This window comes from Nocardiopsis sp. iso_25, assembly GCF_056173305.1.
Map to the genome: position 1 here is coordinate 5,395,438 of NZ_CM149667.1, position 19,934 is coordinate 5,415,371.

14 protein-coding genes are annotated in these 19,934 nt (G+C 73.7%); 5 read left to right on the forward strand and 9 right to left on the reverse strand.

Annotated features, from left to right (window positions below; all coding sequences use genetic code 11):
- Positions 1 to 193: 193 nt before the first annotated feature.
- The 4 genes from AC0VX6_RS23160 to AC0VX6_RS23175 all read right to left on the reverse strand — a co-directional run bounded on the left by AC0VX6_RS23160 (position 194) and on the right by AC0VX6_RS23175 (position 4,766).
- The gene (locus AC0VX6_RS23160) at positions 194 to 628 is read right to left on the reverse strand and encodes a (deoxy)nucleoside triphosphate pyrophosphohydrolase (protein ID WP_248771932.1); all 435 of its coding nucleotides are present in this window, start codon (positions 626 to 628) and stop codon (positions 194 to 196) included.
- A 261-nt stretch (positions 629 to 889) separates the two neighbouring features.
- Positions 890 to 3,142 (reverse strand): SF1B family DNA helicase RecD2, encoded by a 2,253-nt coding sequence (gene recD2, locus AC0VX6_RS23165; protein WP_274974639.1) that lies wholly within the window; start codon positions 3,140 to 3,142, stop codon positions 890 to 892.
- A gap of 19 nt (positions 3,143 to 3,161) precedes the next feature.
- Entirely contained in the window at positions 3,162 to 3,587 is a 426-nt protein-coding gene (locus AC0VX6_RS23170) for an MmcQ/YjbR family DNA-binding protein (protein ID WP_274974640.1), read from the reverse strand.
- A gap of 93 nt (positions 3,588 to 3,680) precedes the next feature.
- Complete coding sequence (locus AC0VX6_RS23175) at positions 3,681 to 4,766, reverse strand: hypothetical protein (RefSeq protein WP_274974641.1); 1,086 nt, start codon at positions 4,764 to 4,766, stop codon at positions 3,681 to 3,683.
- A 179-nt stretch (positions 4,767 to 4,945) separates the two neighbouring features.
- On the opposite strand from AC0VX6_RS23175, the gene AC0VX6_RS23180 reads away from it, so the two are divergent.
- Positions 4,946 to 6,019 (forward strand): serine/threonine-protein kinase, encoded by a 1,074-nt coding sequence (locus tag AC0VX6_RS23180; RefSeq protein ID WP_274974642.1) that lies wholly within the window; start codon positions 4,946 to 4,948, stop codon positions 6,017 to 6,019.
- Positions 6,020 to 6,041: 22 nt separating this feature from the next.
- Here AC0VX6_RS23180 and AC0VX6_RS23185 read toward each other — a convergent pair whose 3' ends face one another.
- Positions 6,042 to 6,602 (reverse strand): hypothetical protein, encoded by a 561-nt coding sequence (locus AC0VX6_RS23185; RefSeq protein WP_274974643.1) that lies wholly within the window; start codon positions 6,600 to 6,602, stop codon positions 6,042 to 6,044.
- 284 nt (positions 6,603 to 6,886) lie between these two features.
- Here AC0VX6_RS23185 and AC0VX6_RS23190 point away from each other — a divergent pair, with 284 nt between their 5' ends.
- The gene (locus AC0VX6_RS23190; protein ID WP_475466040.1) at positions 6,887 to 9,013 is read left to right on the forward strand and encodes a bifunctional metallophosphatase/5'-nucleotidase; all 2,127 of its coding nucleotides are present in this window, start codon (positions 6,887 to 6,889) and stop codon (positions 9,011 to 9,013) included.
- Positions 9,014 to 9,170: 157 nt separating this feature from the next.
- Here AC0VX6_RS23190 and AC0VX6_RS23195 read toward each other — a convergent pair whose 3' ends face one another.
- Positions 9,171 to 9,779, reverse strand: a complete 609-nt coding sequence (locus AC0VX6_RS23195; RefSeq protein ID WP_475466042.1) for a PT domain-containing protein — start codon at positions 9,777 to 9,779, stop codon at positions 9,171 to 9,173.
- Between the two features lie 509 nt (positions 9,780 to 10,288).
- On the opposite strand from AC0VX6_RS23195, the gene AC0VX6_RS23200 reads away from it, so the two are divergent.
- Both AC0VX6_RS23200 and AC0VX6_RS23205 read left to right on the forward strand, forming a co-directional pair.
- Positions 10,289 to 10,957 carry a response regulator transcription factor gene (locus AC0VX6_RS23200; protein ID WP_013154850.1) on the forward strand — a complete coding sequence of 223 codons (669 nt, stop codon included), beginning with the start codon at positions 10,289 to 10,291 and terminating at the stop codon, positions 10,955 to 10,957.
- Between the two features lie 63 nt (positions 10,958 to 11,020).
- Positions 11,021 to 12,307, forward strand: a complete 1,287-nt coding sequence (locus AC0VX6_RS23205; protein ID WP_274974646.1) for a sensor histidine kinase — start codon at positions 11,021 to 11,023, stop codon at positions 12,305 to 12,307.
- Between the two features lie 191 nt (positions 12,308 to 12,498).
- On the opposite strand, the gene AC0VX6_RS23210 is transcribed toward AC0VX6_RS23205, so the two are convergent.
- From AC0VX6_RS23210 to wecB, 3 genes are all read right to left on the reverse strand, one after another.
- Positions 12,499 to 14,712 carry a glycosyltransferase gene (locus AC0VX6_RS23210; protein ID WP_274974647.1) on the reverse strand — a complete coding sequence of 738 codons (2,214 nt, stop codon included), beginning with the start codon at positions 14,710 to 14,712 and terminating at the stop codon, positions 12,499 to 12,501.
- 38 nt (positions 14,713 to 14,750) lie between these two features.
- Positions 14,751 to 16,466 carry a hypothetical protein gene (locus AC0VX6_RS23215; RefSeq protein ID WP_274974648.1) on the reverse strand — a complete coding sequence of 572 codons (1,716 nt, stop codon included), beginning with the start codon at positions 16,464 to 16,466 and terminating at the stop codon, positions 14,751 to 14,753.
- A 330-nt stretch (positions 16,467 to 16,796) separates the two neighbouring features.
- Positions 16,797 to 17,906, reverse strand: coding sequence for a non-hydrolyzing UDP-N-acetylglucosamine 2-epimerase (gene wecB / locus AC0VX6_RS23220; protein ID WP_444961159.1), 1,110 nt, complete (start codon positions 17,904 to 17,906; stop codon positions 16,797 to 16,799).
- 229 nt (positions 17,907 to 18,135) lie between these two features.
- Between wecB and AC0VX6_RS23225 the strand changes: the two genes are divergently transcribed.
- Positions 18,136 to 19,863, forward strand: a complete 1,728-nt coding sequence (locus AC0VX6_RS23225; protein ID WP_274974650.1) for a glycosyltransferase family 4 protein — start codon at positions 18,136 to 18,138, stop codon at positions 19,861 to 19,863.
- The last annotated feature ends 71 nt before the right edge of the window (positions 19,864 to 19,934 follow it).

The window sequence follows — 19,934 nt, forward strand, 5'->3', positions numbered from 1 at the left end:
CCGCGGAGTGCCACGGCCCACCGCCAGTTTATGCGGTCATGGTGGACTGCTGGGGAAACGTGCAGGCCGCCGCCGTCACGGCCCGGTGGAAGCACGCCCCCGTGAAGGTGAGCGCCGTGGATGATGGCCCGGTGAAGGCGGAACCCGGTGGAGTGCGCGGCGGCACCGGAGTGCGTTCGTTCGCCCGCGGGGGTCAGGAACGGGGAACGGCGCCCGGGGCGAGCAGGGGTTCGACGAGGTCGAGGAAGGGCACGTCGGCGGGCAGCCAGTCCGGGCCGCGCAGCTCGTCGGCGGCGAGCCAGCGCAGGGACAGGTGCTCCAGGGGCCGGGGCTCCCCCGCGACCAGTTCCACGCGCCAGAGCCGCAGCACGGCGGGGCGCGTGTGCCTCCTGGCGGGCGCGGGGAAGGGCGCGTCCGCGCCGAGCTGGTGCAGGGGGCGGACGGTGGCGCCGAGTTCCTCGCGGCACTCGCGGACCAGGGCCTGCTCCGGGGTCTCCCCCGGGTCGACCTTGCCGCCGGGGAACTCCCACCGGCCGCGCAGGGCCTCGGGTTCGGCGCGCTGGGCGGCCAGGACGCGGCCGTCACGGACGAGGACGGCGCCCACCACGATCAGGGTCTGCTGTTCCACGGTTGCGAGCCTAGCCAGGACCGGTGACGTTCGGGGCGGCGGGTGTGGACCCGGGCGCCGACGCGGAGAGGCCGGCGCCCGGGGGTGCCGCCGCTCTCCGGGGGGAGTGGAGAGAGCGTCGGCCTCCGATGTGGCTGGCGGTCCGGCCGGGACGGGACGCGCGCGCCCGGAACCGGAAGGTCGGGGCAGAGCCTATGCCGCCGGGCGGACGCGCGTGAGGGGTATCGGCGAACGTTCACCTCCTCTTCCCGTGGCGTGCGGTCAGGGGGCGTCCGGGACAGGGGGCTCCTGCGGCGGCCGACCGGCCGTCCGCAGCCGGTGCGCCAGGGCCGTGTGCCTGCGCCCGGAGGAGGCGTTGCGCACCGCCTGGGCCAGGGCGCGGCGGGAGCCGACGAGGACGACCAGCTTCTTGGCCCTGGTGACGGCCGTGTAGAGCAGGTTGCGCTGGAGCATCATCCAGGCGCTGGTGGTGACCGGAACGACCACCGCGGGGTACTCGCTGCCCTGGGAGCGGTGCACGGTGATGGCGTAGGCGTGGGCGAGCTCGTCGAGTTCGGCGAAGTCGTAGGAGATCTCCTCGTCCTCGTCGGTGCGGACCAGGACCTCCTGGGCGACCGGGTCGAGCCCCGTGACCACGCCGAGCGTTCCGTTGAACACCCCGTTCCCGCCCTTGTCGTAGTTGTTGCGGACCTGGGTGACCTTGTCGCCGACGCGGAAGACGCGCCCGCCGAACCGGCGTTCGGGGACGTGCTCGCCGGAGGGGGTCACGGCTGCCTGGAGGGCCGTGTTGAGGTTGGCGGCCCCGGCCGGGCCGCCCTTCATGGGGGTGAGGACCTGCACGTCCCGGCGCGGATCGAGGCCGAACCGGCGCGGGATGCGGCGGGCGACCACGTCCACGGTCATCTCGGCCGCGTCCTCGGTCTCCTCGCACGGGAAGAGGAAGAAGTCGGACATGCCGTGGAACTCCGGCTGCTCACCGCCGTTGATCCGGTGGGCGTTGGTGATCACCCCGGAGTTCTGGGCCTGGCGGAAGACGTGGGTCAGGCGCACGCTCGGCACGGGCGAGTCCCCGTCCAGCAGGTCGCGCAGCACCTGGCCCGCGCCCACCGAGGGCAGCTGGTCCACGTCGCCGACGAACAGCAGGTGCGCCCCGGGCGGGACCGCCTTGACCAGCTTGTTGGCCAGGATCACGTCCAGCATGGAGGCCTCGTCCACCACCAGCAGGTCGCAGTCGAGGGGGTTGTCGCGGTCGTAGGCGGCGTCGCCGCCCGGGCGGAGTTCGAGGAGCCGGTGCACCGTGCGGGCCTCGATGCCGGTCATCTCGGTGAGGCGCTTGGCGGCGCGCCCGGTGGGCGCGGCCAGGACGATCGTGGCGTGCTTGGCCATGGCCATGGTGACGATGGAGGCCACCGTGAAGGACTTGCCGCAGCCGGGCCCGCCGGTGAGAACGCACACCTTCTCCGACAGGGCCAGCCGCACGGCCTCCCTCTGTGCCTCGGCGAGGTCGGCGCGCGTGCGCGAACGCAGCCAGTCCAGGGCCACGTCCCAGTCCACCCCGGCGAACGCGGGCATGCGGTCCGCCGGGGCGTGGAGCAGGCCGCGCAGGCCGGAGGCGAGGCCGATCTCGGCGCGGTGCATGGGCAGCAGGTAGACGGCGCGCACCGGCTCGCCCTCGGGCCCGGGCACGGTCTCGCGGACCACGCCCTCGGTGGCCACGAGTTCGGCCACGCACTCGATCACCAGCCCGGCCTCCACCTGGAGGATCTTCACAGCCGCCGAGATGAGCTTCTCCTCGGGCAGGTAGACGTGCCCGTCGCCGGTGGACTCCGAGAGGGTGAACTGGATGCCCGCCATGACCCGCTGCGGGCTGTCGTGCGGGATGCCGACCGCGCGGGCGATGGTGTCGGCGGTCTTGAAGCCGATCCCCCACACGTCGGTGGCCAGGCGGTAGGGCTCCTTCTGCACGATCTGGATGGAGGCGTCGCCGTACTTCTTGTAGATGCGCACGGCCAGGGAGGTGGTGACCTCCACGCCCTGGAGGAAGACCATCACCTCCTTGATGGCCTTCTGCTCCTCCCAGGCGTCGGCGATGAGCCGGGTGCGCTTGGGCCCCAGGCCCGGGACCTCGATGAGCCGTTCGGGGTGCTCCTCGATGACCTCCAGGGCGTCGGTGCCGAAGTGGTCGACGATCCGCTCGGCCATCTTGGGGCCGATCCCCTTGATCAGGCCGGAGCCGAGGTAGCGGCGGATGCCCTGGACCGTGGCGGGCAGGACGGTCGTGTAGTCGTCCACGTGGAACTGGCGGCCGTACTGCGGGTGGGAGCCCCAGCGGCCGTGCATGCGCAGCGCCTCTCCGGGCTGGACGCCCATGAGGGAGCCCACGACGGTGAGGAGGTCGTGCGCGCCCCGGCCCGTGTCGACCTTGGCGACGGTGTAGCCGTTCTCCTCGTTGGCGTAGGTGACCCGCTCCAGGACGCCCTGGACGACGGCTGGTCGGAAGGTCGCGTCGGGCACGTGGCCGTCCTCTCCTCGTTCACACCCTCTCCGGGGCCCGCGGGGCCGGTCCGCCGGGCTCCGGCGCGCCGTCGCCCAGCGCCGCGAGCACGCGGTCTCGGTCGGCCCGGCGCAGGCTCCCCGCCACCAGGACGTAGGAGTGTTTGAGCATCTCCAGGATCTCGTCCTCGGGCACCGTGCCGTCCAGGAGCACGGAGTTCCAGTGCTTCTTGTTCATGTGGTACCCGGGCGTGACGGCGGGGAACTGGTCGCGCAGTTCCAGGGCCAGCTCCGGTTCGCACTTGAGGTTGACCGTGGCGGGGCCGTTGCCGTCGTCTCCCCCCATGAGCAGGGCGAACATCTTCTGCCCGGCCACCTTGTAGACCAGGTAGCCGGGGCCGAAGGGTTCGGTCTCCCCGGCCTCGGGGAACCACAGGGCGGCGTCGATGAACTGTCCGGGGGTCATGCGGAGCTCCCTTCCTCCCCTACGACAGTGCCAGAGACCGCCGACGTTCGGCGGACCCGGCTCCGGCCTGTGGACAACCCGCGCGGGAGCGGCTCAGTCCTGGTCGTCGGCCAGCGCGGCCACCCGCAGGGCCACCTCCTGGGCCCGCACGAGGGAGTCGAGCGTCTCGGCGCTCTGCTCGTGCACGGCGCCCGCCTCGGCCGCCTCGGCGGCGATCGCGTCGAGCTCCCGGGCCGAACGGCGGTCCTGGTCGTCCAGCTCGGCGGCGCGCACGCGGTCCGCGTAGTCCTCCAGGACGGCGATCCGCGCCGTCACCTCGGCCGTCTCGGCGGCCAGGACGGCACCGGCGCGGGCGGCGGCCTCGCGGCTGCGCTCCCCGGGCGTGGGGGTGCGGGCGATCCGCTCCCTGACCCGGGTCTGGTGGAGGAGGCTGCGCGCGAGGGACCACTCCACGTCGGCCAGCACCACGCGGTTGCGGACGGTGTCCAGCAGGAGCCCGCGCTCGTGCAGCGGTGAGCCCAGGACCGCGTCCGCGGCCCTCTGCGCGCGCTCCAGGAGGGCGCGGGACTCCTCGTCGAGCGCTCCGGGGGACACGAACTCCCCCTCCGAGGCCGTCACGATCCGTACGGGGTCGCGCTCCCTCTCCGCGCGCTGGTGGCGTGTGCGGACCGCGACCGCGCCCGCCACCGCCAGGGAGGAGGCCGTGACGAGGGCGAGTTCGGCACCCAACGGCAGGTCCAGGACCAACCAGCACGTGACGAGGGCCCACAGGAGTGCGTAGACCACCCGGGCGAACGCCTTGTCGCGTCCGCTGACGCCGGTGCCGCGCCGGGGGCGTCCGCCGCGCACCGCTTCCAGGGCCAGACCCAGTCTCCGGGCCCGCTCCTCGGGGAGGGAGGGGTTGAGCGTGGGCCTGCCCTCGTGTCCGAGTTCGCCGACCAGGCCGGCCAGCGGCAGGAGCAGGGACCGCACCTCGACCCCGCGGCCGGTGAGGACGAGCACCCCGTGGGCGTCGCGTTCGGCCAGGCCCTGGGCGATGAGGGGTGCGCTCTCCCCCGGTTCGCGGACGTCGGGGCACCACACGTCCCGCCGGTCGCCCAGGGGCACGGCGAGGCGGATCGACCGGCGCATGGCGGAGGTGAGGATGACGTTGTACCCGCCGGAGAGGGTGAGCTCCATCGCGTCCTTCCCGGTTCGGGCGCGTGACCACGCATGGGCTTTACGACATCTTTATACCGAAACCTCCTGTCGTGTAGGGGTTTTCGACCACGCCGACCCGCGTCGCCGCGCCCGCGGCGGGTAGGATCGCGTCTCCTGCGTCCCCGGTGGGACGTGTCCCCGGTGGAGAGGGAGTCCCCATGAAGGCGCGAGGCGTGCGCAGACTCGACCCCCTGGAGCCGGACGACCCCCGCGAGATCGGCGGGCACCGGGTGCGGGGGCGGATCGGCTCCGGGGGGATGGGCACGGTCTACGCCGCCGACTCCCCCGGCGTGCACGGCTACCTGGCGGTCAAGGTCGTGCACGCCGAGCAGGCGGCGGACCGGCGCTTCCGGGAGCGCTTCGCGCACGAGGCCCGCCTCCTGGCCAGGGTGAACAGCCCCTCGGTGGCGCGGTTCGTGCGCGCCGACGTGGAGGCGCCGCGGCCGTGGATGATCACCGAGTACGTGCCGGGGCCCACCCTGCGCCACCACGTGGAGCGGTACGGCCGTCTGCGCGGGGGGATGCTCCTGGGTCTGGCCGTGGGCACCGCCGAGGCGCTGCGGGCCGTCCACGCGGCCGGGGTGGTCCACCGCGACCTCAAGCCCAGCAACGTGGTGCTCTCGGGCCGGGGGCCCAAACTGCTGGACTTCGGGATCGCGCATCCGGTGGAGGACCCCGACCCCACCAAGTGGATACGTCTGCGGCGGATGCGCCGCGCCTACCGGGACCTGGGGCTGCCCTCGCCGGAGGGGCTGGCCGACGGGCGGGTCAGCGAGCGGGTCGACCGGCTGGGCACCCCGGGGTGGATCAGCCCCGAGCAGTACCGGCGCCAGCCCACCGCGCAGAGCGCGGACGTGTTCCTGTGGGGCGCGACGGTGGCCTTCGCGGCGGCCGGGCACGACCCGTTCGGGCGGGCGGGGGCCAAGGAGATGGCCCGGCGCGTGATGTTCGAGGAGCCGGACCTGGAGTACCTGCCGCCCGGCCTGGAGCGGCTGGTGCTGGCCGCGATGTCCAAGGACCCCGAGGAGCGGCCCGACTCCGCCGGGCTGCTGAGCGCCGCCTTGGGCCTGGAGAACGCCGGGGGCGGGGTGCGCGCGTCCGGGGAGGGCGGGGACGCGGCCGTCGCGGGGGCGGCGGCCGTACGGGGGCTGCTGGAGCGGCGGTGGACCGAGGCGGCGGTGCGCCCGCCGAGGCCCCCGCGGGCCGGGCTGTTCGGCCGCGGGGAGGGCTGAGGGGGCTGTGGACAGCCCCCGGTCAGAGGAGCCCGTAGTGGGCGCGGCCCTCGCGGGAGAGCATGTACGCCACCATCATGACCGCGAAGCCCAGCGGGACGAGCGCCAGGATGTCCCCGGACAGCACGGTCCACAGCAGGAGCGCGCCCGCCGCGCCCTGGAAGAGCACCACGCCCCAGAACACGCCGACCGTGCGGCGCCGGATCCTGCCCGCCAGGAGCGTGGACAGCAGCCCGTACACGCCCGTGACCGCCGCCATGACGACCATCATGGCGCGCATGGCCTCGGCGCTGACGGCGAGCTCCAGCCCCTCCTGGGCGGCGAGCTCGGCCTGCTGGCTCAGCGCCTCGTCCATCGCGTCGGCCGGGACGCTGAGCCCCATGAGGAAGAGCCCGGACAGGGCGAGGCCGCAGGCGCCGCCCACGAACATCAGGGCGCGGACGACGGCCACCTTCCGGGGAAGGGGGGCGTCGGGGTGGAGCGCGCCGAAACCGGCCCCGGAGCCGGGCGCACCGTACGGCGGGACGCCGCCCGCGCCCTGTGTCCCGTTGGGGTCGTACGGGTCCTGGCCAGAGGAAAACACGGACGTCCTCCGAGGGATGTCGAGACGGCTTGTCCCAACCAATGGTAGGGGTCCGGGGCGCGCGAGGCGCGGCTCCGGGCGGACCACGGGAGCCGTCCGGTAACGGAGCGCGATACGGGCAGGCCGAAAGCCGGTATCGGAACCGCGGATTCTGCAAATCGTAACCGTGGGAACCATGTGCCCCGGCCCCGGCGGCTCTAGTGTGAACCTCTCCGGGCCTGTCCGCCCTCCCCCGTCCGCCCCGGCGGATCCCCCGTCCCCGCCCGCGAAGGAGCCCCGCAACGATGTCCAGACTCGTGCGCGCCTCGGCCGCGCTGGTGCTGACCGGCGCCCTGGTGGTGCCGTCCGCCCCCGCGGCCGGAGCGCCCGTCCCCATGAACCCGGGGGACGGCGCCGACTTCACCCTGACGATCCTGCACGCCAACGACCCCGAGTCCCAGCTCCTGTCCGCCTCCGGGCAGGAGGACTTCGGCGGTGCCGCCCGCTTCACGACGCTGCTCGACCGGCTGCGCGAGGCCGAGGGCGGCGGCGCCGCGGCCGGGGAGGACGAGGCCGACGAGCGCGGCGTCGTCACGGTCAACGCGGGGGACATGTACCTGCCGGGGCCGGAGTTCGCCGCCTCCCGGGAGGAGGGCGCCCCCTTCTACGACGCCCTCGCCGCCGACCACGCGGACTACGACGCGGTCTCCATGGGCAACCACGAGTTCGACTTCGGCCCGGACGTGTACGCCGACTTCCTCGGACAGCTGGGCGGGGACGCAGCGGTGGTGGCCGCCAACGTGGACGTGTCCGCCGAGCCGCGCCTGGCCGCCCTTGCGGACGCGGGCCGGATCGCGCCCAGCACCGTGGTGGAGGCCTCCGGCCACGAGGTCGGCGTCGTGGGCGCGCTGTACCCGCCGCTGGACACCGTCACCAGTCCCCGTGACGTGGTGGTGGAGGACCTCGTCGCCCCCGTGCAGGCCGAGGTCGACCGGCTGACCGCCGAGGGCGTGGACAAGGTCGTCCTCCTCTCGCACCTCCAGGGGATCGCCTACGAGGAGCGCGTGGCCCGCGAGCTGACCGGCGTCGACGTCATCGTCGCTGGCGGCGGCCACGAGGTGATGGCGGGCCCCGAGGACGCCCTGGTGCCCGGCGACGAGGTCACGGCGCACCCGGAGAGCGGCGAGCCGCTGACCTACCCGCTCATGGCCACCAACCCCGAGGGCGTCGAGGTGCCCATCGTCACCGCCGGGTCGAACTACAAGTACGTGGGCCGCCTGGTCGTGAACTTCGACGGAGGCGACCTGGTGTCGGTCTCCGAGCGCTCGGGTCCGGTCCGGGTCTCCGGCGTCGGCGAGGACGCGGTGGAGCCCCACCCCGAGGTGGAGTCGCGGGTCACCGCGCCCGTGTCGGAGTACGTGGCGGGCCTGGCTGAGACGGAGGTGGCCGCCAGCGAGGTCGACCTGAACGGCGTCCAGAACCCCGGCGTGCGCACCCAGGAGACCAACCTGGGCAACCTGGTGGCCGACGCGCTGCTGGACACCGGCGTGCGCAACGCCGGCGAGTACGGCGTGCCCGCTCCGCAGATCGGCATCCAGAACGGCGGCGGCATCCGCAACGCCTCCGTGCTCCCGGCCGGTCCGCTGACCGCGCTGGACACCTACTCGATCGCCCCGTTCGCCAACCAGGTCGCGGTGGTCCCCGACATCCCGCGCCCGCAGGTCAAGGAGCTGCTGGAGCAGGGCGTGTCCGCGGCTCCCGCGGCCAGCGGCGCGTTCATGCAGGTCGCCGGGGTCAACTTCGCCTACGACCCCGGGCGCACTGCGCAGGTGGTGGACGAGGAGGGCACCGTGACCACGCCCGGCGAGCGGGTCCGCGGCGCGATCCTGCACGACGGAACGGTGCTCGTGGAGGACGGCGAGGTCGTGGACGGCGACCCGATCACGGTCGTGACCAACGACTTCTCCGCCCGGGGCGGCGACATGTACCCGTTCCGCGGGGCGGACTTCACCGTGGTGGGCGCGACCTACCAGGCCGCGCTGGAGGGCCTGCTCACCGGAACGCTGGAGGGCCGGGTGACCGGGGCCGCCTACCCCGAGGGCGGTTCCGGCCGCATCGTGGTGGGCGAGCGGGCCACCGTTCCCGACGGTGACGGCGGCGGAACTCCCACCGACCCGCCGACCGGCGGACCCACCGACCCGGACGGCGGTCCGGGCCCGGACCCGACGGACCCGCCCGCCACGGACGGACCGGACGACGGCTCCGGCAAACCCGGCGGCGGCGCCGACGGCTCACTGCCGCGCACGGGCGGCGCGCTGCTCGGCCTGGTGGCGGCGGCCGTGGTCGCCGTGGCGGCGGGCGGGGCCGCGCTCTACCTGGGCCGCCGACGCGGTGGAACGGCGGGCGCGGACTCCCCCGGCTCGGACTCCTGACACCGGGGCCGACCTCGCAGGGCTGACACCGAAGGCGGCCGGACGGCCTCCCGACTCCGCGCACGCGGTGTCGGGAGGCCGTCCGGCCGTCGCGCTTCGCGGGCCCCGGCGCCGTACCGGCCGCCCCCACGGGGTCCGGCACCCCGACCCGGGCCGGTCAGGGGCAGCCCACGATCTCGCGTGTGGCCTCGGCCATGTCGTCGCGCTCCTGCTGGTCCAGACCGTTCTCCTCGAACCACACCAGCACGAAGTGGCAGGCGTCCTGGATGTCGGCCGCGGTGTTCTCCTCGCTCTCCAGCATGGCCATCGCGGCGATCATCGCGATCCCGGAGTTCTCGAAGGCGGCCACCCGCACCAGGTTGGTGTCCATCGACGAGGTGCACTGGAAGAGGGTCGTCTCCTCGGCTCCGGGGTCCGAGCCGCAGACCTCGTCGGTGATGTCCAGGCGGGCGTCGATCTCGAAGTCGCGGCGCAGCTCGTCGATCAGCTCCTCCGAGCTGATGAGGTTCTCCGCCTCCGGGGTCGGCTCGTCCGTCGGCTCCGCGGAGGGCTCGCCGGTGGGCAGGGGCTCCCCGGTGGGCTCGGGGGCGGCGGTGGGGGCGGGGTCCCCGGTCGGCGCCTCCCGCGTCGGCCCGCCACCGGGCCGCGCCGAGGGCCCGGAGTCCCTGTCCGCGGCGACGAGGCCGGTCAGCCTGCCGCCGACGGCGAGGCCTCCGCCGAGGAAGGACGCACCCGCCAGCACCGCGATCACGGCGAGCACGGCCACCAGACCGGTGCCGTAGCGGCCCGGGCGGGGCGGCTGGGGAGGCTGCCCGTAGGGCCCCTGCGGGCCCTGGGGAACTTGCGGACCCTGAGGCCCCTGTGCGCCCTGGGGGTGACCGGCTCCGTGGGGAGGCGGTCCTCCCCGGGGCGGGTGCGCACCCGGCGGTCTCCAGGGCGGTGGCGAACTATCGGGGTTCACGTACGTTCTCCTCGCTCTCGGGGCCGGTGGCGGGCGCCTCGGCTCCACGCCTCGCCGTCCTGACACCGACTTACCAAACGTTTTGCAATGAATCGTCCCATTTTCTCCACCACACTGTTCACCGGGGGGCACGATCCGGACGACACGGAACCCGCAGCAAGCTTCCCACTATCACCATGTAAGTGTAAAGAAAAGTACCAAGATGGCGAATTGAACCTTTTGCCCGTTATGTGATTAGCGTATTTTCGACCAACCTTGGGACATCCGGCGCGCATAATAGGGAAATGCGCGTCCCCGGACCTACGATCGACAACATGACCTGCGTTTTGCTGGCCGAAGACGATGTCTCGATCTCCGAGCCTCTCGCGCGCGCGCTCCGGCGCGAGGGCTACACGGTGGACGTGACCGTCAACGGCGTTGAGACACTCGACCGTGCCCGTGCGGGAGACATAGACCTCATGGTCCTGGATCTCGGGCTGCCCGAAATGGACGGGCTAGAGGTGGCGCGTCGGCTCCGGGCCGAGGGTCACGGAACGCCGATCCTCATCCTGACCGCCCGCGCCGACGAGGTCGACACCGTCGTCGGCCTCGACGCGGGCGCCGACGACTACGTCACCAAGCCCTTCCGGCTCGCCGAACTCCTGGCGCGCGTGCGCGCCCTGCTGCGCCGGGGCGGTGCCGAGGTGCCCGTCGTGCACGGCGTGCGCATCGACAACGACTCCCGCCGGGCCTGGCTGGGCGAACGCGAGCTCCAGCTCACCACCAAGGAGTTCGACCTGCTGCGCGTGCTCGTCCGCGACGCGGGCAAGGTGGTCACCCGCGAGCAGATCATGCGCGAGGTGTGGGACACCAACTGGTGGGGTTCGACCAAGACCCTGGACATGCACATCTCCTGGCTGCGCCGCAAGCTGGGGGACGACGCCAACCAGCCGTCCTACATCACGACCGTCCGGGGTGTGGGCTTCCGGTTCGAGCGGGACTGACGCGACCTCTCGGGGCGCCCCGCGCCGGTCGGTCGCCTCCGGGTCGCACGGACATGAGGTGACATGCGCAGGCGGATGGTTTTCTCCACCCTGGTGGTGACCGTCATCGCCGTCATGCTGCTCGGGCTGCCCCTGGGCGCGCTCACGTACAAGCTGGTGTACGACGAGAGCACCCGCCAGCTCCAGGGCGAGGCGGAGCTGATCGGCGCCGAGAGCGACACCATGCTGGAGCTGCACGGCCAGCTCGACCTGGGCGAGTTCGACCGCGACCATCCCCATCGCTTCATCCGGATCACCCCGGCGGAGGAGCCCACCTCGGTGACCGCGGGCGATCCCGCGCTCAACCCCGAGGCGCCCGACTCCCCGAGCATGCTCAAGGCCACCGCGACCACCGGCCGGGGCACGCGCGTCGAGGTGTGGATGAGCGCCGAGAGCGTGCAGCAGAGCGTGGTCCGCGCCTGGATGGGGATCGCGTCGCTGTCCCTGCTGGCCATCGGCGTCGCCGTGGGCCTGTCGATGTTCCAGGCCCGCAGGCTGACCCTGCCCCTGCTCGACCTGGCGGCCACCGCCGAGCGCCTGGGCTCGGGCGTGACCACGCCGTGGGGCCACCGGTACGGGATACCGGAGGCCGACCGGGTGGCGGAGGTACTGGACCGCAGCGCCGAACGCATCGCCGGGCTGATCGCCACCGAGCGCCACTTCGCGACCGACGCCTCGCACCAGCTGCGTACGCCGCTGACCGCGCTGACGATGCGCCTGGAGGAGATCCTGGCCGAGGCGGACAACCCCCAGGCGGTCCGTGAGGAGGGCGAGGCCGCCCTGGCCCAGACCGAGCGCCTGGTGGAGACCGTGGAGAGCCTGCTGGGACGGGCCCGTAAGAGCCAGAACCCCGAGGTGGAGGCGGTGGAGATCGACCCCGTCCTGCACCACCTCCAGGAGGAGTGGCAGCCGGTCTTCCAGTCCGCGCAGCGCAGGCTGCTGGTCACCGGGGACCCGGGGCTGACCGCGATGACCGTCTCCGCCGACCTGGCGCAGATCATCGCGACCCTGGTGGAGAACGCCTACAAGCACGGCGCGGGAACGGTCACCATCCGGCGGCTGGACACCGGGCAGTCGGTGCGCATCGAGGTGAGCGACGAGGGCGAGGGCGTGCCCGAGCACCTGTCCGGCCGGATCTTCGAGCGCGAGGTGAGCGGCGGGGGCGGGACCGGGCTGGGCCTGGCCCTGGCCCGCCACATCGCCGAGTCCGAGGGGGCCCGGATCGAGCTGGTGCAGACCAAGCCGACCACCTTCGCGCTGTTCCTGCCGGCGGGGGCGGGGGGCCTGTCCAAGATGACGGGCCCGGTGTAGGCGGTGTTTTTCACGGACGCCTACGGCGCAGTCCTGCTTGCAGCCTCACCTCCAGCCCCTCCAGAACCCCCTGGGCACCCGAACCAACCCCCAATAAGCTGAGACCGGTTCAAATAACAGACCCTGGGCACCGGGGCTCCGCGAGGGGCGCGGGCCCGGGCCGACTCCTCGGCCCGGGCCCGCGCCGTGCCTCAGGCGCCCGCGGCCGCGGTGGAGTGCTCCGCCCGGGGCGCCCTGCCGCGGACCACCAGGTCGCTCCACAGTGACCGCACCCGGGACAGGCCGTAGGCGGTGGTGACCTCCTCGCGGGCGCGCGCGGCCTCGGCGGAGAAACGCCCCTCGCTGACGGTCGCGTGGATGGCCTCGGCCATCGCCACGGCGTCGTCGTGGATCCAGTGCGGGTCGTAGATGGTGTCCGCGCCCGGCCACGGCAGCAGGGCGGGCACGCCGCCCGAGGCGGCGCACTCGGCGGGCGCCAGGTGGAAGGACTCGTCGTCGCTGGTGGAGAGCATGAAGCCCACCCGCCGCAGCCAGGTGGCCACGTCCGGCCCGAAGGGGTCGAACACCACCCCGGCGGCGAGGCGCTCGTCGCGCTGGATCCGCCGGTAGACGCGCTCGAAGTAGGCGCGCTCCTCCGGCCGGTTCCAGATCCACCAGTACTCCCACGGCTGCTTGGTCTTGACCGAGAGCGTGTACCGCGGGTCCATGCGCCGCAGCTCGGCGATGACGTCCAGGCCCCGGTCCAGCCGCTTGCGCGAGGGCGCGATGCCGACCATGCCCAGGGAGTACTCGGCCCCGGGGAGCTTGGGGCGGCCGAGCTGCTCGTCGTCCACCCAGTTGGGGACCACGACCACCTTCCCGGCGGGCCACCCGGTGATCTCGCGGGTCAGGTCGGCGTAGTGGGGGCTCACGCACACCACCGCGTCGACCTTGTCGATGTCGAGCTTGCGGGGCCACTCCGCGTAGAGCTCGAAGCGGTGCAGCCGCACGATGAGCCGCTGGTCGGGGCGCTTCCACTTGGAGTAGAACAGGGCGTTGGGCCCGCACCACTCGCAGATCACCACGTCGGCCCAGGCGGCCAGCTCACGGGAGCGGTACTGGTCGTGGGTGCTCAGCCCCTCCCACTCGTCCATGCGCACGTCGAGGCCGGGCAGCGAGTCCAGGTACTCGGCCAGACGGGTGAAGAACTTCATGTCGTGCCCGGCGATGACCACCTTGAGCGGCCGCTCGGGGTCGGCGCCCTCGGGGGTGGGCGGCAGGGCGTCGGCGAGGTAGCCGCGCAGCCGCTCGGCGGCCCGCTCCAGCGTGTGGTCGGCCGCGGCGGCGCGGCAGCGCGCGGCGGCGTCCGCGTAGACCGCGCGGTCGCCGTGGGCACGGGCCACCACGTCGGCGACCGAGGCGACGTCGGTCCCGGCGAAGAGCGGGTAGTCGGCGCCCAGCATGGCCTCGTGCATGGGCGTGCGGTTGAGCACCACCGGCAGGCCGAGCGCGCCCAGCTCCAGCACCTTGGTGGACAGCTCCAGGCTGGCGTCCATGGACGGGTCGCGCCAGGACAGCCCGAAGCCGCACTCGGCGGCCTGGCGCAGCGCCTCGGCGCGCGACATCCCGCCGCGCCAGTCCACGTTCGGGGTGCTCTCCAGGGCCCTGCGCATGTTCTTGGCCCAGTCGGCGGGTTCGGCGTGGATCTTGTCGCCGATCATCACCAGTTCGGCGTCCACCCCGCGCCGCGCCAGCTCGGCGGGCAGCCCGGTCATCTCCAGGGTGTTCCAGCGCGGCGCGAACTTGCCGGTGTAGGCCAGGCGGGCGGGGCCGACGGCCGCGCCGTCGGCCCGCACGTCCTCGGGGACGACCACCACGGGCGGGAAGAGGACCGACCGGCCGCAGGCGGCGGGCACCGTCGACTCCAGGAAGGCGCGCAGCTCCTCGGTCTGGCAGAGCAGGAACCGCGAGGCCAGCGCGATCTCGGTGAGCTCGGCGGTGGCGGTCGCGGTCAGCTCCCCCACGCTGTGCGGGAAGTCGGTCAGGTAGGTCCACAGGCGGCCCGCCAGCGCCTCCTCCTGGGCGGCCAGCCCCGCCAGGCGGCGCCCGCGCACGACGACGAGGTCGAAGGGCTTGCGCTCGTGGTGCCTGGTCATGAGGGTGACGGCCTGCTCCGGGGTGAGCCCCCTCGGCCCCAGGTCGGGCAGCGCCTTGTCCTCGTAGGGCCGCAGCAGACGGACCCCGGGCACCCTGGTGAGCGGCTCGGTGAGCCGGTCGGTGCGCACGGGCGCCTTCAGCAGCAGGGTCACCTCGCATCCGGCGGCGGCCAGGGCCTGCGCCATCGACTGCGCCCAGATCGCGGAACCGTCGATGATGTTGAGGTCCACGTCCCCGTACAGGAGTGCGCGCGGAGGCGGTGTGCTCACGTTCTTCCCTTCGGATGCTTTCTCGTTGCCCGTACGGCTCATCCGACGGCGCCGGTCGAGGCGTCGGCCGCGTCGGACACGGGGTCCTCCGCGTCGTCGCCCGTGGCGTGGTCGGGGCCCAGGGCCAGGAGCCGGGTGCCGCGGCGGTTCCACTCCGCCGGGTCCCAGGCACGCCTCAGCAGCGTGGTGCGGACCAGTTCCGGCACGACCGCGCTGACGAAGACGTACTGACGGTCCGCGGTGTCCGGACGGTCGAAGAAGCCGTGCTCGCCCGGCTCGGCGGCCGACGCGTCGACGGTACCGACCGCGTCGGCGTCCGTGCACTCCACCGCGCACACCAGGTCGGCCAGGCGCCTGCGGCCGACCGGGGCGGTCCACAGGTGCGACCACGGCGCGGTGGCGCGCTCGGCCAGGGCGGCCCAGGGCTCCCCGGCGCGGGCTCCGGGCTCGTCGCGGGTGAGTTCCTCGGGGGTGTCCGGGGCGTTGAAGCGCACCGAGCGCACGGTGACGCCCTCGGCCCGCAGCCGCTGGATCCCGGGCAGGCGGGAGGCCGTGCCGGGCACGACCACCTCGGCGGGCCTGAGCGCGGCGGCCAGCAGGTCGTCGGCGAGCCGGTCGGCGTCGGCCTCCCCCGCCGGGTCGGCCAGGACGGCCACGGACCGGCCGCGCAGCGGCAGTTCACGGCCGGGCGTGCCGGGCGGGAAGTCCAGGCCGTCCAGGACCTCGGCGAGGCGGACCGGGGTGGCCTCGCGCAGGAAGACCTGACGGAGCATGCCCCGCTGCTCGGCCGCGGTGGGCTCCTCGGCGCGCATGCGCGGCACCGTGACGGCCAGGCCCTCCCCCGCGGTCACCGCGCGGGTGCCGCAGGCCCAGGCCCGGCTGTGCAGCCGGGGCTCCTCGGCGGTCAGGGGCGCCACGACGGCGACGTTGGCGGCGCGCAGGGCGTCGGCCAGGCCGCGCGAGTCGGCCTCCACCACGCCCGCGCCCAGCTCGGCGAGGACGTCGGGGACGGGCTCCTCGCGGTGGACCCGCACGAAGACCGTCTCGGGTCCGGGCGTCAGGTCGGCGGCCACGGGGTTGAACAGGTGCAGGGGGACCCCGGCGTCGCCCCGGTGGACCCTGTCGAAGCCCAGCTCGCGCAGGGCGGGCGGCGAGGGGACGTCGTCGAGCAGGACCGTGGGGATGCCCCGGGAGGCGGCGGACTCCAGCACCCAGTGCAGGGCGCGGGTGCGGTCGGCGGCCGCGGGGTCGCCCACGTGGGCCCACGGCGAACCGGGGGCGGCGGCCGAGGCCGAGACCAGGACCAGGTCCACGTCGACGCCGTCCATGACGATCTGGGCGTCGTGCGGGCGCAGCGGCACCGCGCGCACGTAGGGGTCGATCGCCTCCGCGATGGAGGGGCCGACGACCGTGGCGACGACCAGCAGGTCCTCGCTGCCGCCGCTCAGGCCGGTGAGCAGGCGCGACTCCTGGCGCTCGGCGTCGAAGGAGCGGACCGGCTCGGCGCCGCCGCGGCGGCGGCGCTCGGTGTGCCGGGTGCTGCCGCTACTGCGCCAGAGGCGGTAGAGGTCACGGGGAAGTTTGACCAGGGACCGGCCGGGGCGCTTGGCGGCGGCCGTGAGCGCCTTGCCCACCTGGAGCGAGGTGGAACCCTCCAGGGCGGCGAGCCGGCTGCGCGCCTCCTGGAGCTGGGCCTCGCGCTCGGCCAGCGCCTGCCGGAGCTGTTCGGTCTGGCTCTGTTCACGCCGTTTCACGGTCTGCCACCTTGTGTTCGGTTCGGTTCGGCGAAACCACCGCGCCGTGCGTCGGGTCCGACTGCCACGTGCGGTGCACCCTACGAGCTCCCGGCCGGGTGCGGATGCCCTTGGCCAGGCGTGTCGCGGGCCCGGCGGGGCCCCTGGGGTGCGGGACGGTTGGAGGGACGTGTGCCATGGTGGATCACCTGGACCGCTGCGGGGGAATCGGGGCCGCTCTTCGGCGCGCCCCGCGTGCCTGGACCGGGACCGCGCCCCGTACGGCGCGTTCCCGCGCGCTGGCGTTCCTGGGTGCGGGAACGGGTGCGCGGTGTTCGTGTGTCATCGGGTTCACCTCGACCACTGGGTGAGCACGGAGGCGATGCGCTCCCCGGCGCGGCCGTCCCACAGGGGCGGGGTGTCGCCGATCCGCTCCGGGCTGTGCCCGTGCAGGACCTTGGTGACGGCCTGGAGGAGGTCGGCCTCCGTGACGAGCTGGTTGGTGCCGTGGGTGATGGTGACGGGGCGCTCGGTGTTGGGGCGCAGGGTCAGGCAGGGGACGCCGAGGATCGTGGTCTCCTCCTGGACGCCGCCGGAGTCGGTGACCACGGCGGCGGCACCGCGGGTGAGCGCGACGAAGTCGAGGTAGCCCAGGGGTTCGAGGAGCCGCACGCGCGGGTGGTCGCCGAGCCCGGCCCGGTCGAAGGCGGCCTTGCCGCGCGGGTGCACGGGCATGACCACGTCGGCGAGGTCGGCGATCTCGTGCAGGCGCGCGGCGAGGCGGGCGACGGTGTCGGGGTCGTCCACGTTCGCGGGCCGGTGCAGGGTGGCGGCGACGTAGCGCTCGGGCAGGTCCAGGCGCTCGCGCAGGGCGTCGGCGTCGAAGCGGTCGAGGTTGCCCAGGAGGGTGTCGATCATGGGGTTGCCGACCAGGTGGACGCGGGAGGGCGGGACGCCCTCGGCGGCCAGGTGGCCGACGGCCTCCGGGCTGGTGGCGAAGCACACGTCGCTGAGCTGGTCGGTGACGCGGCGGTTGATCTCCTCGGGCATGGTGTTGTCGAAGGAGCGCAGCCCCGCCTCCACGTGGGCGACGGGGACGTGCAGCTTGGCGGCGACCAGGGCCGCGGCCACGGTGGAGTTGACGTCTCCGTAGACGACCACCATGCCGGGCCTGCGCTCGGTGAACTCCTTCTCCAGGCCCACCATGAGCGCGGCGGTCTGGGCGGCGTGGGAGCCCGAGCCGACGCCGAGGTCGACGTCGGGGGTGGGCAGGCCCAGGTCGCGGAAGAACACCGCGGACATGCGGTCGTCGTAGTGCTGGCCGGTGTGCACGACCGCCTGGTGCGCGCCGCGTCCGCGCAGGGCGGAGACCACGGGCGCTGCCTTGACGAAGTTGGGGCGCGCGCCGACGACGTGCACGATCCCGGTGTCCTGGCTCCCCAGGGGGGCACTCGTTGCCACGGCTCTCACGTTTCCTTCTGTTGGGGTGGTGTTCCCACCGTGACCGGCGGGACTGGTGTGGTCCGGCGGCGTTCCTTGCCCGAGCCGTCCCGTCCGTGTCGCCGTGGTGTCACCGTACGGTCACGTCCGCGTGGTTGTGTGACTGACCGTGCATGACACCCAAGCTTCCGAATCCCAGGTTCCGCGTTCGCGCACCCGCTGGCCGCGGGCGGCGACGTTCACCCTCTCGTTGGCCTGGCGACACCTGCGGGCCGAACCGGCCCGGCTGCCGCTGCTGGCGCTGCGGCTGACGCCCGGTCCGCCCCGGCGCGCGGTGCGCGCCCTGGCCTCCCGGGCGGGCGGCCGGGCCCGCGCCTACGCCCTGTGGGACCAGGGCCGGCGCGCGGACGCCCGCGAGGCGGTGCTCGCCGCGGCGAGCGGTGCCTCCCCCCGCCGGGTGGGCCGCCTGGTGGCGTCCTGCCTGGCGGCGGGAGACGCGGCCACCGCCCGGGAGCTGGTCGAACAGCTTCCGGAGGGCGCTCTTCGAGAGGCCGCGGAGCATCGGACGGCCCTGGCCACGGGACGCGCTGTCGCCGCGCCCCCGTCCACGTCGCCCGACCGTCACGCCATCACGTTAACCCGCGATCCACGAACGCCGCCCGACGCCACGGTGAACGCTCGGCGACCGGAGGCGTCGGAGGGTGAACGGTGGCGTGTGGCCGGGGACCCGGCGTCACCCGGAGCGGGTCTGCGGGTGCTGCACCTGGTGACCAACGCGCTGCCGCACACCAACGCGGGCTACACCCAGCGCACCCACAAGATCGCGGTCGCCCAGCGCGAGGCCGGGATGGACGTGCACGTGGTCACCAGGGCGGGGTACCCCCTGGTCAAGGGCGTTCCCGACCCGCGCACGCTGGTGCGGGTGGACGGCATCCCCTACCACCGGCTCCTGCCCTGGACGGCGCCCGCCGACGCCGCGGAGGCGCTGGCCGCGGGGGTGCGGCTGGGGTCGGAGCTGGTGGAGGCGCTGCGGCCCGACGTGCTGCACGCCGCGAGCAACCACCACAACGCCCGACTGGCCCTGGAGCTGGGCCGCAGGTTCGGCCTGCCGGTGGTCTACGAGGTGCGGGGCTTCCTGGAGGAGTCCTGGCTCTCGCGCGATCCCTCGCGCAGCGTGGACGACGCCTTCTACCGGGCCGAGCGCGCGAGCGAGACCGAGTGCATGCTGGCCGCCGACCTGGTGGTCACCCTGGGCGAGGCGATGCGCGCCGACATCGAGGCGCGCGGCGTGCCGCGCGAGCGCCTGCTGGTGGTGCCCAACGCGGTGGACGCCTCCTTCCTGACCCCGCTGCCCCCGGGCGCCGGGGTGCGCGCCGAACTGGGGATCGGCGGCGAGGACTTCGTGGTGGGCACCACCACCAGCTGCTTCGGCTACGAGGGCCTGGACACGCTGCTGGAGGCGGTGGCCCTGATGCGCGAACGCGGGGAGGCGGCGCACGCCCTGATCGTGGGGGACGGCCCCGAGCTGCCCGTACTGCGCTCCCTGGCCGACTCGCTGGGTCTGGAGGGGGCCGCGCACTTCACCGGCCGCGTCCCGGCAGTGCGGGTGCGCGACCACCACGCCGCACTGGACGTGTTCGCGGTGCCCAGACGCGACGAGCGGGTGTGCCGTCTGGTCACCCCGCTCAAGCCCGTGGAGGCCATGGCGGGCGGGCTTCCGGTGGTGGCCAGTGATCTCCCGGCGTTGCGAGAGATCGTGGAACCGGGAGTGACAGGAGAGTTAATTCCGGCAGGCGAATCGGCGACCCTAGCCGATGTGCTGACAAAACTCGCTTACAGTCGTGAAAAGCGGATCTCCTACGGCAGTGCGGGTCGCGATCTCGTCAGCGACCGCACCTGGGCCGAGGCCGCATACCGCTACAACCAGGCGTATCGGGTTCAGATTCGCGAAATGACCGAACCAGGCCAGAACCCGTAAGCGTGGACAACACGTGCCTACACTCAGACGTCTAACGCACTGAGCAATGGCAGTTCCCGCTATTTACGCCC

What these genes read in the sequence shown, in the direction of transcription:
- AC0VX6_RS23190 (WP_475466040.1), top strand. Translation starts at nt 6,887, where the DNA reads ATGTCCAGACTCGTGCGCGCCTCGGCCGCGCTGGTGCTGACCGGCGCC.
- AC0VX6_RS23175 (WP_274974641.1), bottom strand. Translation starts at nt 4,766, where the DNA reads ATGGAGCTCACCCTCTCCGGCGGGTACAACGTCATCCTCACCTCCGCC.
- AC0VX6_RS23170 (WP_274974640.1), bottom strand. Translation starts at nt 3,587, where the DNA reads ATGACCCCCGGACAGTTCATCGACGCCGCCCTGTGGTTCCCCGAGGCC.
- AC0VX6_RS23200 (WP_013154850.1), top strand. Translation starts at nt 10,289, where the DNA reads ATGACCTGCGTTTTGCTGGCCGAAGACGATGTCTCGATCTCCGAGCCT.
- AC0VX6_RS23180 (WP_274974642.1), top strand. Translation starts at nt 4,946, where the DNA reads ATGAAGGCGCGAGGCGTGCGCAGACTCGACCCCCTGGAGCCGGACGAC.
- AC0VX6_RS23205 (WP_274974646.1), top strand. Translation starts at nt 11,021, where the DNA reads ATGCGCAGGCGGATGGTTTTCTCCACCCTGGTGGTGACCGTCATCGCC.